At 64.5% G+C, this 12210-nt stretch carries 13 protein-coding genes; 9 read left to right on the top strand and 4 right to left on the bottom strand.

The annotated features are described in order from the left end of the window. Window positions 1-115: 115 nt before the first annotated feature. Window positions 116-1468: an MFS transporter gene (locus AC07WS_RS11575; RefSeq protein WP_494729205.1), complete on the bottom strand. Its 1353-nt coding sequence runs from the start codon at window positions 1466-1468 to the stop codon at window positions 116-118. Between the two features lie 133 nt (window positions 1469-1601). Here AC07WS_RS11575 and cyoA point away from each other — a divergent pair, with 133 nt between their 5' ends. The 8 genes from cyoA (at window position 1602) to AC07WS_RS11615 (ending at window position 8904) form a co-directional block, all read left to right on the top strand. Continuing rightward, entirely contained in the window at window positions 1602-2597 is a 996-nt protein-coding gene (gene cyoA, locus AC07WS_RS11580) for a ubiquinol oxidase subunit II (protein ID WP_494729206.1), read from the top strand. A 2-nt stretch (window positions 2598-2599) separates the two neighbouring features. Next, complete coding sequence (gene cyoB / locus AC07WS_RS11585; protein ID WP_494729207.1) at window positions 2600-4600, top strand: cytochrome o ubiquinol oxidase subunit I; 2001 nt, start codon at window positions 2600-2602, stop codon at window positions 4598-4600. Beyond that, window positions 4593-5222 (top strand): cytochrome o ubiquinol oxidase subunit III, encoded by a 630-nt coding sequence (cyoC, locus tag AC07WS_RS11590; RefSeq protein WP_494729208.1) that lies wholly within the window; start codon window positions 4593-4595, stop codon window positions 5220-5222. The genes cyoB and cyoC overlap by 8 nt, the downstream gene beginning before the upstream one ends. Continuing rightward, the gene (gene cyoD, locus AC07WS_RS11595; RefSeq protein WP_494729209.1) at window positions 5219-5620 is read left to right on the top strand and encodes a cytochrome o ubiquinol oxidase subunit IV; all 402 of its coding nucleotides are present in this window, start codon (window positions 5219-5221) and stop codon (window positions 5618-5620) included. Before cyoC ends, cyoD begins: the two co-directional genes overlap by 4 nt. After that, a complete protein-coding gene (locus tag AC07WS_RS11600; protein WP_494729210.1) occupies window positions 5617-6393 on the top strand; it encodes an SURF1 family protein in 777 nt (258 codons plus the stop codon). Before cyoD ends, AC07WS_RS11600 begins: the two co-directional genes overlap by 4 nt. Continuing rightward, window positions 6394-7770, top strand: coding sequence for an ATP-binding protein (locus AC07WS_RS11605; protein ID WP_494729211.1), 1377 nt, complete (start codon window positions 6394-6396; stop codon window positions 7768-7770). Then, a complete protein-coding gene (locus AC07WS_RS11610) occupies window positions 7760-8302 on the top strand; it encodes a response regulator transcription factor (protein WP_161096700.1) in 543 nt (180 codons plus the stop codon). Before AC07WS_RS11605 ends, AC07WS_RS11610 begins: the two co-directional genes overlap by 11 nt. Before the next feature lie 200 nt (window positions 8303-8502). Continuing rightward, the gene (locus tag AC07WS_RS11615) at window positions 8503-8904 is read left to right on the top strand and encodes a hypothetical protein (protein WP_494729212.1); all 402 of its coding nucleotides are present in this window, start codon (window positions 8503-8505) and stop codon (window positions 8902-8904) included. Between the two features lie 10 nt (window positions 8905-8914). Here AC07WS_RS11615 and AC07WS_RS11620 read toward each other — a convergent pair whose 3' ends face one another. Both AC07WS_RS11620 and AC07WS_RS11625 read right to left on the bottom strand, forming a co-directional pair. Continuing rightward, window positions 8915-10132 carry a M56 family metallopeptidase gene (locus AC07WS_RS11620; protein WP_494729213.1) on the bottom strand — a complete coding sequence of 406 codons (1218 nt, stop codon included), beginning with the start codon at window positions 10130-10132 and terminating at the stop codon, window positions 8915-8917. Continuing rightward, window positions 10119-10499 (bottom strand): BlaI/MecI/CopY family transcriptional regulator, encoded by a 381-nt coding sequence (locus AC07WS_RS11625; RefSeq protein ID WP_494729214.1) that lies wholly within the window; start codon window positions 10497-10499, stop codon window positions 10119-10121. The genes AC07WS_RS11620 and AC07WS_RS11625 overlap by 14 nt, the downstream gene beginning before the upstream one ends. A gap of 191 nt (window positions 10500-10690) precedes the next feature. On the opposite strand from AC07WS_RS11625, the gene AC07WS_RS11630 reads away from it, so the two are divergent. Beyond that, window positions 10691-11830, top strand: a complete 1140-nt coding sequence (locus AC07WS_RS11630; protein WP_494729215.1) for a putative peptide maturation dehydrogenase — start codon at window positions 10691-10693, stop codon at window positions 11828-11830. Between the two features lie 21 nt (window positions 11831-11851). Here the strand turns inward: AC07WS_RS11630 and AC07WS_RS11635 are convergent, their stop codons facing one another. Next, complete coding sequence (locus tag AC07WS_RS11635) at window positions 11852-12106, bottom strand: NHLP-related RiPP peptide (protein WP_494729216.1); 255 nt, start codon at window positions 12104-12106, stop codon at window positions 11852-11854. Window positions 12107-12210: the final 104 nt, after the last annotated feature.

Genomic DNA, 12210 nt, shown 5'->3' on the forward strand with positions numbered 1-12210 from the left:
TCGAAACTCCGTGAGGTGGTGAAGAATGAAAGCTTAGCAGAAGTGCACGCCCCCTGTGCGCCGCGCCAACCCGCAGACCCCGCGTCGGTTCGGGGTGCGAATCAAAGGCGAACGGTCAGTTGCGGATATCGAGCGCGCGGTTGAGGCTCAGCGCCGCCAGCGAGCAGACCGCGCCCGACAGCAGATACAAGCCCACATACGCCAGCCCGAACTGCGACGACACGCCCAGCGCCACCAGCGGCGCGAAGCCCGCGCCCACCAGCCACGCCAGGTCGGACGTGAAAGCCGCGCCGGTGTAGCGGTACTGCGCCGGGAAGTTGGCCGTCACCGCGCCCGCAGCCTGGCCATAAGACAGACCCAGCAGCGCGAAGCCCAGCATGATGAAGGTATCCTGCGCGCCTTCGCCACCGTTGAGCAGCATCGGCACGAAGCCGCTGAACACCGCGATCAGGATGGCCAGCGTACCGAGCGTGCGGCGGCGGCCGATGCGGTCGGCGATCACGCCCGACGCCACCACACCCGCCGCCATCAGCACCACGCCCACCATCTGCGTGCCGAGGAAGCCGGTGACCGAGCGCGGCGAATAGATCGTAATCCACGACAGCGGGAACACCGTCACCAGATGGAACAGCGCATAGCTGGCCAGGGCGGCGAGGGCGCCGATGATCAGGTTGCGGCCCTGCGAGCTGGCCATCTCGATCACGCTGGTCGGCTGCAGCTCACGCTCCTCCAGCAGCTTGGCGTACTCGCTGGTCGAGGTCAGGCGCAGGCGGGCGAACAGCGCCACCACGTTGATGGCGAAGGCCACATAGAACGGATAGCGCCAGCCCCAGTCCATGAAGTCCAGGTCGCTCAGGTTGCCGATCAGGTACCAGAACAGGCCGGCCGCGATGAAGAAGCCGACCGGCGCGCCCAGCTGGCCCAGCATCGCGTACCAGCCGCGCTTGTTCTCCGGCGCGTTCAGCGCCAGCAGCGACGGCAAGCCGTCCCACGAGCCGCCCAGCGCCAGGCCCTGGCCGATGCGCAGCACCGACAGGATCAGGATGGAATAGAAGCCGTTGTCGGCGTAGGAGGGCAGGAAGGCGATGCCGGCGGTGGTGGAGCCGAGCAGCAGCAGCGCCCCGGTCAGCTTGGCCTCGCGCCCGTAGCGGCGCTGGATGGCCATCGAGATCACGGTGCCGATCGGCCTTGCAATAAAGGCAAAAGAGAAGATGGTGAACGCGTACAAAGTGCCTTCCAGCCGCCCGTCGAACGGGAACAGCAGCGAAGGGAACACCAGCACGGATGCTATTGCATAGACAAAGAAATCGAAATACTCGGAAGCGCGGCCGATGACCACGCCGACGGCTATTTCGCCGGGTGAAATGTGATCGTCGTCCCGTGCATGGATGATGCGTGCATCGTTACCGGCCTTGGATGGTTCTTGGGCGCCAACCTGCACGCCATGTGGTGTCGTCGTAGTGGCCATAGTCTTTGTCTCTGTTCGTTGATATTTTTATCACGATCATGCCCAGGCCCCTGGGACAAAGTGTCCAATGGCAGGAACATTCCGTGATTGGTACAGTAACACATCATCCACATACTGTAACGTAGATTACCTCATGATTCCTCCTCTCGCGCGTCGTGGACTGTTCCTCGCGCCGCTGTTGTGGCTAGCCGGCTGCAACACGGTGGTGTTGAACCCGTCCGGTGATATCGCAGCCCAGCAGGCACACCTTGTCGTTGTGTCAACGCTGCTGATGCTGTTGATTATCGTACCCGTCATGTTCTTAATTTGCCTGTTCGCCTGGCGCTACCGGAAGTCCAACACTTCCGCCGAGTACAAGCCGGACTGGGACCACTCGACCAAGCTCGAACTGCTGATCTGGGGCGCTCCGCTGCTGATCATCATCGTGCTGGGCCTGATCACCTGGATCTACACCCACTTGCTGGACCCTTACCGTCCGCTGAGCCGCATCGACGAAAACCGTCCGGTGGCGCTGGGCGTCAAGCCGCTGGAAGTGCAGGTGGTGGCGATGGACTGGAAGTGGATGTTCATCTACCCGGAACAGGGCATCGCCACCGTCAACGAGCTGGTGACCCCGGTCGACGTGCCGGTGCGCTTCCACATGACGGCCTCGACCGTGATGAACGCGTTCTACATCCCTGCGCTGGCCGGCATGGTCTACACCATGCCCGGCATGGAAACGCAGCTGAACGCGGTGATGAACAAGGTCGGCGTGTATGACGGCTTCTCGTCGAACTACAGCGGCGCCGGCTTCTCGGACATGAAGTTCAAATACCACGGCGTCACCCAGGCCGACTTCGACAGCTGGGTCGCCAAGACCCGCGCCAGCGGCGCGCTGACCCGCGCCGGCTACGCCGAGCTCGACAAGCCGACCATCAAGCATCCGATCATGCACTTCGGCAGCGTCGACAAAGGCCTGTACGACCTGGTGCTGAACCGCTGCGTGGCCGAGGGCTCGACCTGCATCAACGCGCAGATGGAGCAGGACGCCATGCGCATGCAGGCCGCCGCCGCCGCGAAAGACTTGCCGAAGGACGTGTGCGAACCCAAAGTCGCCACCGCCACGGCCCAACCACTCCGTAAAGAATGACCATGTCTGATCTCAACCTGACCAAACTGATCTTTGGGCGGCTGTCGCTGGAAGCAATTCCATACCACGAGCCCATCCTGATCGGCACCTTCGCCATGGTGGCGATCGGCGGCCTGGCCTTCCTGGCCGCGATGTTCAAATTCCGCCTGTGGGGCCCGCTGTGGCGCGACTGGATCACCTCCATCGACCACAAGAAAATCGGCATCATGTACATGGTGCTGGCGATCATCATGCTGCTGCGCGGCTTCGCCGACGCGCTGATGATGCGCGCCCAACAAGCGATCGCCTTCGGCGACAACGCCGGCATGCTGCCGCCGCACCACTACGACCAGATCTTCACGGCCCACGGCACGATCATGATCTTCTTCGTGGCGATGCCGCTGGTGACCGGCCTGATGAACTACGTGGTGCCGCTGCAGATCGGCGCGCGCGACGTCTCGTTCCCGTTCCTGAACAACTTCTCGTTCTGGATGACCACCTTCGGCGCCATGCTGACCATGGTCTCGCTGTTCGTCGGCGAATTCGGCCGCACCGGCTGGCTGGCCTTCCCGCCGCTGTCGGGCATCGCCGCCTCGCCGGACGTCGGGGTCGACTACTACATCTGGTCGCTGCAGGTGGCCGGGGTGGGGACCACGCTGTCGGGCGTCAACCTGATCGCCACCATCGTCAAGATGCGCGCGCCAGGCATGAACATGATGAAAATGCCGGTCTTCACCTGGACCGCGCTGTGCACCAACGCGCTGATCGTCGCCACCTTCCCGATCCTGACCGTCACCCTGGCGATGCTGTCGCTGGACCGCATGGTCGGCACCAACTTCTTCACCAACGACCTCGGCGGCAACCCGATGTTGTACGTCAACCTGATCTGGATCTGGGGCCACCCCGAGGTCTACATCCTGGTGCTGCCGGTGTTCGGCGTGTTCTCGGAGATCGTCTCGACCTTCAGCGCCAAGAAGCTGTTCGGCTACACCTCGATGGTGTACGCCACCGTCGTGATCACCATCCTGTCCTACCTGGTCTGGCTGCACCACTTCTTCACGATGGGCTCGGGCGCGTCGGTGAACTCGTTCTTCGGCATCACGACGATGATCATCTCGATCCCGACCGGCGCCAAGATCTTCAACTGGCTGTTCACCATGTACAAGGGCCGCGTGCGCTTCGACGTGCCGATGATGTGGACCGTGGGCTTCATGCTGACCTTCGTCATCGGCGGCATGACCGGCGTGATGCTGGCCGTGCCTCCGGCCGACTTCGTGCTGCACAACTCGCTGTTCCTGATCGCCCACTTCCACAACGTCATCATCGGCGGCGTGGTGTTCGGCTGCTTCGCCGCGATCAACTACTGGTTCCCTAAAGCGTTCGGCTTCAAACTGGACGAGTTCTGGGGCAAGGTCTCGTTCTGGTGCTGGCTGGTCGGCTTCTGGGTCGCCTTCACGCCGCTGTACGTGATGGGCTTCATGGGCGTCACCCGCCGCATGAACCACTTCGAGGATCCATCGCTGCAAAAATGGTTCGTGATCGCCGCCATCGGCGCGCTGATCATCGCCGCCGGTATTGGCGCCATGCTGGTGCAGTTCTACGTCAGCTGGAAGAACCGCGAAGCGCTGCGCGACGTGACCGGCGACCCATGGGGCGGCCGCACGCTGGAGTGGGCCACCTCGTCGCCACCGCCGGACTACAACTTCGCCTTCACGCCAGTGGTGCACGAGAGCGACAGCTGGGCCGACATGAAGGCCAACAACTACCAGCGTCCGACCAAGGGCTTCGTGGCCATCCACATGCCGAAGAACACCGCCGCCGGCTTCATCATCTCGGCGCTGGCCTTCGCACTGGGCTTCGCCATGGTCTGGCAGATGTGGATTCCGGCCGGCCTGGCGTTCGTCGCCATGATGGCAGCCATCATCACGCACACCTTTAACTACAAGCGCGATTTCTACATCCCTGCGGAAGAAGTCGTCCGCACCGAAGAAGCGCATACCCGTCTGCTGGAAAGCCATGTCTGAAACTATCGCTAACGGCGCCGTGAGCGCCGACCCAAGCGCACGCTACTACGTGCGCGAACACCACCCGGAGAACGGCACGCTGCTGGGCTTCTGGCTCTACCTGATGAGCGACTGCCTGCTGTTCGCCGGCCTGTTCGCCGCCTACGCCGTGCTCGGCCGCAGCTACGCGGGCGGCCCGACCGGCGCCGAGCTGTTCGACCTGCCGACCGTGGCCCTCAACACCGGCTTCCTGCTGATGTCGTCGATCACCTACGGCTTCGCCATGATCGCCGCGCAGCGCAAGAGCGTGAAGGCCACCATCGTCTGGCTGGCCATCACCGGCCTGTTCGGCCTGGCCTTCCTGTACCTGGAACTGGACGAATTCGTCCACCTGATCCACGAAGGCGCCGGCCCGCAGCGCAGCGCCTTCCTGACCTCGTTCTTCGCGCTGGTCGGCACCCACGGCCTGCACGTGACCTTCGGTTCGATCTGGCTGGTCACGCTGATCTTCCAGCTGGCCAAGCACGGCCTGACGCCGGAGAACAACCGTCGCCTGATGTGCCTGTCGATGTTCTGGCACTTCCTGGACGTGATCTGGATCGGCGTGTTTACCTTTGTTTATCTGATGGGAGTCCTGCCATGAGCGCACACAATCACGACCACCACGGCCACGACGACCATGGCCACGGCCACGACGACGTGCCGCACGGCAGCCTGAAGGACTACGCGATCGGCTTCGTGCTGTCGGTGATCCTGACCGCGATTCCGTTCTGGCTGGTGATGCACAAGGCCTTCGACAAGTCCAGCACCACCGCCGCGGTGATCCTGGCCTTCGCCGCCGTCCAGGTGGTGGTGCACATGGTGTACTTCCTGCACATGAACGGCAAGGTCGAAGGCGGCTGGTCGCTGCTGGCGACCCTGTTCACGCTGGTGCTGCTGGTCATCGTGCTGGCCGGATCGATCTGGGTCATGTACCACATGAACGTCAACATGATGCCGTCCATGGGTACGGACGTGCACAACATGCGCGACATGCAATGATGGACGGGGCTACGCGCCCACGTTCCAGCGCCCTGCGCATCATCCTGGCCATCGCGGCCGGGGTGATGTTTGCAGGGTTTTTTGCTTTGGGGACGTGGCAGTTATATCGCCTGCAATGGAAGCTGGCGCTGATCGAGCGCGTCGAACAGCGCGTGCACGCCGCGCCGGTGGATGCGCCCGGCGTGGGCCAGTGGCCTGGGCTGAACGCCGAGGCCGATGACTACCGCCGTGTGCGCCTCACCGGCCGTTACCTGAAGGGCTCCGACACCCAGGTGCTGGCCTCGCTGGACCGGGGCATCGGCTACTGGGTGTTGACGCCGTTGTGCACGCCGGACGGCGCCATCGTCATGGTCAACCGCGGCTTCATCCGCGCCGGTTCCGGCGGCTGGGCGCCGCAGCCCGCGCCGCCGGCCGCGCCGGCCGACGCCTGCGCGCGCGGCGGCGACACGGTCACCATCACCGGCCTGCTGCGGCTGGGCGAGGCGGGCGGCCGCCTGCGCGCCAACGAACCGGCCCGCAACTACTGGTACACGCGCGACGTGCAGGCCATCGCCCGCGCGCGCGGCTTGCCGGCCGTGGCGCCGTATTTCGTCGATGCCGACGCCGGCCCAGGCGCTCCGGTGGAGGGCGAACCGCTCGGCGGACTGACGGTAGTTTCCTTCGTCAACAACCATTTGGTTTATGCTGTCACCTGGTACGCGCTGGCGCTGATGATGGTCGGCGGAGCAGTATGGGTCGTCCGCGAGGGGCGCAAAACACCAAGCAAAGCATAAATGGCAAGGAAAAACGACAATCCGTATGACCGGGGCCGGCCCAACGCGCCGGTGATCGAGCCGCTGGCGGCGGTGAAGGCCTCGGCCAACACCATCACCCACGCGGCCGGCCACAAGAACATGCAGCAGCTGATCCAGCTGCGCTGGATCGCGGTAATCGGCCAGATCACCACCATCTTCGCCGCCACCATGGTGTTCGACGTGCGCCTGCCGCTGCCGGCCATGCTCAATGTGCTGGCCTGCCTGATCGCCTTCAACATCGCCAGCACCCTGCGCTGGCAGGAAAACCAGGTGGTGTCCAACAGCGAGCTGCTGCTGGCGCTGACGGTGGACATCGCCAGCCTGACGGCGCAGCTCTACCTGAGCGGCGGCGCCACCAATCCCTTCGTGTTCCTCTACCTGCTGCACGTGATCCTGGGCGCGGTGCTGCTGGAGGCGTGGTCGACCTGGACCATCGTCGGCGTGACCGGCACCTGCATCGCCGGGCTGGCGCTGTTCTCCGAGCCGCTGTCGCTGCCGCTGGACCACGGGCGCGGCATCCTCAGCCTGTACGTGCAGGGCATGCTGATCTGTTTCGTGCTGGACGCGGCGCTGCTGGTCATCTTCATCACGCGCATCATGCGCAACATGCGGGTGACGGCCACCAAGCTGGCCGACCTGCGCCAGCGCGCCGCCGAGGAAGACCACATCATCCGCATGGGCCTGCTGGCCTCGGGCGCCGCGCACGAGCTGGGCACGCCGCTGGCCACGCTGGCGGTGATCCTGGGCGACTGGAAGCACATGCCCGAATTCAAGGCCAACGGCGAACTGCTGGAAGAGATCGGCGAAATGCAGACCCAGCTCATGCGCTGCAAATCCATCGTCAGCGGGATTTTGCTGTCGGCGGGGGAGACGCGCGGCGAATCGTCGGCGGCCACCACCGTCAACACCTTCCTGGCCGACCTGGTGGCGGAATGGCGGGTGGGGCGGCCGGTGGTGGACTTCGAATACGACAACCGCATCGCGCCCGACCACCCGGTGGTGTCGGACTCGACGCTGAAACAGATGATCTGCAACGTGCTCGACAACGCGCTGGAAGCCTCGCCGCAATGGCTGCGCATGGAGGCCAGCGTGCAGGACGAACAGCTGGTGCTGCAGGTGAGCGATGCCGGCCCCGGCTTCGCGCCGGACATCCTGGCGCAGCTGGGCAAGCCCTACAATTCAAGCAAGGGACGGCCGGGCGGAGGCCTGGGGCTGTTCCTGGTGGTGAACGTCGCACGCACGCTGGGCGGCGCGGTGACCGCGTCGAACCTGCCGCACGGCGGCGCGCTGGTGCGGTTGACGCTGCCGCTGTCCGAGATCGAAATCAAACCGGAAACGAATCAATATGACTACTGAAGAAGAACGCGTGCTGTTGCTGGTCGAGGACGACGCCGCCTTCGCCCGCACGCTGGGGCGTTCGTTCGAGCGGCGCGGCTACAAGGTGCTGCTGGCCGAAAACGTGGACGAAGCGAGCGCGCTGCTGGTCGACAACTCGCCCGGCTACGCGGTGGTGGACCTCAAGCTGAAAGGGAACTCATCGGGCCTGGCCTGCGTGCAGATGCTGCACCAGCACGACGCCGAAATGTTGATCGTCGTGCTGACCGGCTTCGCCAGCATCAACACGGCGGTGGAAGCGATCAAGCTGGGGGCGTGCCAATATCTGGCCAAGCCCTCCAACACCGACGACATCGAAGCGGCGTTCGAGCACGTGGCCGGCGCGGCCGAGCTGGAGCTGACCAACCGCGCCACCTCGGTCAAGACGCTGGAGTGGGAGCACATCCACACCGTACTGGCCGAGACCGACTTCAACATCTCCGAAGCCGCCCGCCGGCTGGGCATGCACCGCCGCACCCTGGCGCGCAAGCTGGAAAAGCAGCGCGTCAAATAAAATGGGGTCAAGTCTGACATTCGGACACGAGCTCCGCCGTAGCTGGGCGGCTACGGCAGAGTTCGTGTCCGAATGTCAGACTTGACCCCCGTTGTTTGGTTGTTTTTGCTTTGCTAAATTTGCACTGTTTTTGTGATAAGATTTTGGCTGCAGGCTATCTCGTCACATTGAACAGGAGCATACCTACGCCTTCGGCAGGCTTGAACCTGTTCTTCAACGGCGCCGGCGTGCCGGGCATTTCGGCCTCTGTCGCGATCAACAGCGCGAACACGACGCCGACGGCGCATGGACACGGCGGCCTCGGCATCGTCAACGGCGAGGATGTGCAGGGCGCGAACTCCCTGTCCTTCATTTCGGGCCAGAACACGGTCACGCTGAGTAATTTCACCTGGTTCGACTACCGCAATCCGGCCGTGCCGAACGCCAATCCGGATCTGGTTGGGGTGTTCGGCAGCACGCCGAACGGCCTCGCCGACTACTCCGGCATGTTCACCGTCCGCGTTGCCGCCGTGCTGGAGCCCGAGCAGTGGGCGATGATGCTGGGCGGCGTAGCCTTGCTCGGCGCATTTGCCAAGCGCCGCCGCAAGCAGGCCGCCAAGTAGAGCGGCGCGCTTAGTTCCGGAGCTGCGTGACCGTCAGCTCCATCTCCATGTGCGACTTGTCGTCCGTGTCGATCCTGACGGTGGCCGGTTCGCCCAGCGCCACCAGCAGGCCCGGCTTGCTGACTACTTTGCCGCCGTGCTTGACGACGGCGCCGATAAACATCTTGCCGTGATCGGCCGGCTTGAGCGTGAGCTGGGCCTGCCACTGCTGCGCGCCTTCACCGCTGCGGAAGCCTGCCGGTTCGCCGCTGTGCGTATGCAGGCGCGGCGCGCTGGTGGTACCGTCCACGTTCAGTTTCACCGCCACGTCGTACAACTGCCCCTTGGGTGCTTCCTGCGCGGCCCAGGCGGCCCAACTGCCTGCCGCCATGGCGGTGGCTAACAGCAGACGGCCGGTGATACGCAAGGCATATGGTGTGGTGTGGTTCAGGCTCATGATTCTCTCTTTCAGTGGGTGGGTGGATTGCCATTGACATGCGAGGGGTGCTTCGTGTGCCGATAACTGGGTCTTCAGCATCGCGTTGGCGTAGCTGCGGCGCGCATTGGGGTGCCGCTGCATGACCACCGCATCGCAGGCCAGCTCCTGGTCCGCGCGCATCAGCCGTTCTGCGATGTGGACCAGGGGATTGAACCAGTTCAGACAGCGCAAGGCGGCGCCGGCGGTGTTGGCCCACTGGTCGCGGCGGCTGGCGTGGGTGCGTTCGTGCGACAGTATCAGTTCACGCTCCGGTGGCGTGTAGCGGTGGTCGAAGTCCGCCGGGACGACGACGATGGGCCGCCACAAGCCAACCAGCGCGGGACCGGCGCGCAGCGAGTGCGCATACGCGATGCCGCCGCGCCGGGTAAGCTTGCCGAGGCCGCGCAGGTAAGCCCGTTGCCCGCTTATCTGGAGCGCCGCCATGCCCAAGGCGCCCACCAGCCACACCAGAACGATGGCGCCGCTCACTCCCATCGACGAAGATGCCGGCGCCAGTTCGCGCATCGCCGCAGCGAAGGGCCGGGCGGATGGCGCGGCATGCAGCGCGAGCACGCTGCCTTCCGGCGCGGCGGGCAGCAACGCAGCCAAGGCGCACATGGGCACGGCCAGCCAGGCGGCGTACGCCACGCCGGGACCGAAGCAGCGCCGCAGCGGCACCCGCAGCGCGTACACCGCGATCACGGCCACGCTCAGTGCAACGGTGGCGCGCAACAGCGCGGGCAGCAGGGCGGCGATGTCACTTGTCGGCATCGAGTTCTCCGATCAGGCGCTTGAGTTCCTGCAGGTCGGCCGCGCTCAGCTTGCGGTGGCGGCTGAAGTGCGCTACCAGCGGCGCCACGCGGCCGTCGAACAGCCGGTCCAGGAAACCCTTGCTTTCGCTGTGCAGCCATTGTTCGCGCGTGATCGCCGCCGAGTAGAGGTAGCGCCGGCCGTCCTTCTGCACCTTGACGGCGTTCTTGCGCAGCAGCCGGTTCAACAAGGTCTTGACGGTGGATTCCTGCCAGGCGCGTTCGTCGCCGATCGCGGCGGCCACTTCGTCCGCGCTGCGCGGGCTATGCGCCCACAAGGCTTCCATGACAACCGATTCGGCTTCGCTGATCTGTGGGATGGCTTTCATGCGCCCCTTCGTTTACAAGTGTAATCGCTGAGGATGATTACAGGTGTAATCGCACTTGTCAAGCTGGCTTGTTTTTTGGAAGCCTCGGAATATGCCGCGCCGATAGCCGCGCCGCTGTACGCGGCGGCCCACACTGCGGTACGATGAGGTGGCGACCCGGCCGCAAGGCTAACTTTCAAGGTGAGTCCATCATGCTGATCAGACGTTGCGCCGTGTTGTTCCTGGAACCCCGCGAGGATTTGGATATCGACTGGTCGGCGCTGTTCGCCGGCGATGGACCGCTGGGCGCGTCCATCCGCTGGATCGCGCTGGCGCCGCACCTGGGCGAGGAGGTCGAAGTGTCGCTGGAGGAGGCTGCGGCGCTGGGCGGCATCGGCCTGACGCTTTGGCAGGAAAGCGCCGATTGCGCCGAGCAGTACGGCGCCGCCGTCGTCGCCCGCCTGCTGGAATGCGGCCTGCTGATCGGCGACGACGCCCACTTCCGCGAACGCGACGAAGTGCTGCGCTCCCAGAACTGGCGGCCGCTGTCGGCCGCCGCGCACATGTTCAGTCGCTGGGGCGACATGCGGGTCGACAAAGGCATGCAGTTTCCCAGCTTTGAGGAACTGGTGCTTGCATATGGCACGCCGCCCGGCCCGGTCATCGAACGCTGCGCCGAGGGCGAGGCTATCGCGCTGCCGTATCCCGACCGCGCGCGCCTCGACGACACGCTGTTCCAGCGCTACACCGGCCGCAATTTCGATCCCGCCGCCGTGCTGCCGCTGGCCACCGTCGCCCGCTTGCTGCAGCGCGCCTTCGGCTCGCAGGGCGAACGCGAAATGGCGCCCGACGCCTTTGTGTTGAAAAAACTCAGTCCCTCGGCCGGCGGCCTGCACCCGGTGGAAGCCTACGTGCTGGCGCAGCGCATCGAAGGCATCGCGCCGGGCCTGTATCACTACCATCCAGTGCGTCACGCCCTGGAGCCGTTGACGGCGATGGACACCACGCAAACGGCGGAACTGGCGATGCGCATGGTGGCCGATCAGGATTGGTTTGTCGATGCGCCGATGATGGTGGTGCTGGCGGCGCGGGTGGAGCGCAATTTCTGGAAGTACCGCAATCACGCCAAGGCCTACCGCGCGTTGCTGCTCGATGCGGGCCATCTGTCGCAGACTTTCTATCTGCTGGCCACTGAGGCGGGAATGCCGGCCTTTGTGACGGCGGCGGTGAACGAGATCGATATCGAGCGGGTATTTGGGCTCGACCCGTTGAAGGATATGGTGATTGCCGTGTGCGGCTGCGGGCAGGCGTCGGGGGCGCAGGATACGGTCGAAATGCGCTACGAACCGTAGGCGCCACCGCAAGCCATAGGCTTATCGCTGGCCGGACAGGAAGAATGGAATCGCGCCGGCGGCGTTTTCCAGCTTGCCCTTGATAGCGTGGCGGCTGGCGATGAACACTTCCTTTGCGGGCAGGCAGCGCATGGCTGGAATCTTGTCGGCGTCGAGCTTGATGCCCAGGGTGCCCAATGCCAGTTGGGGATCTTTCAGGAAGCTGGTGCGGAACTCGTCGTCGCCGGACAGTTTGGACAGCAGCAGATCGAGATCTTGCGGGGAATGCGTGGCCATGTCGAAACCTTTCGTGTGGTTGTATGGAAATGTCGCGTGTCGAAACGCAAGATCATCGTAGGCCAAAGCGGACGCTATCTCAAGCGGATTCGCAACTGTCAACT

The organism is Duganella sp. GW821-FHT01E12 (genome assembly GCF_059422325.1).